1 pseudogene is annotated in these 592 nt (G+C 40.2%); it reads right to left on the minus strand.

Annotated features, from left to right (window positions below):
• Nucleotides 1–233: 233 nt before the first annotated feature.
• Nucleotides 234–592 (minus strand): annotated as a pseudogene (locus tag ACS8FD_RS22760) (hypothetical protein); the annotation flags it as partial.

Raw genomic sequence — 592 nt, forward strand, 5'->3', positions numbered from 1 at the left:
TAACATTAATATCTTTATTAATATCAGTATCGTTATCAACGCTAAATTCAGCTTTAAGTGACAACGATTGCTGCGACAATTTCACGTCATCAGCAACAGCCTGCGGTGCTGAAGCAGTCAGGAACCGTTTGAGTTTTTGCCATAAGCTGAGTTTATTATGTTGACTCATAGTTGTTGTACTAACTTAATAAATGAATAATATTAAAAGCTGATAAATAAGCTAAAACCTCGAATTAATTTTTGCTGAATACGAAACCATCTTTGATGTTAGGTTGCGCATAAAATGCTTGTAACATGTTATAGATATGAGTGGTAAGCCATGTACTTTCAAGAGCGTCATGCACGACAGGAAGTAGGGCGCTACTTAATTGCGTCATGGCCTCTTCATCAATATATGAGCTCGCTGCTACGCTCGCAATCGTATCCGACTGATGATTAGTGTACCAAGTGTCGACGCTAGCTGAGACAAGGCTGCGCAAGTAAGGCGACAAGCGCAGACGGTTATAGCTTTGTTGGATACTGGCTTCGATATGATCAATACTGCTATGGTCAGGCTCATCGTTTAAGTAGGTTTGTAGCTGGCTAATCGGTT

The organism is Psychrobacter sp. 1U2, assembly GCF_051847575.1.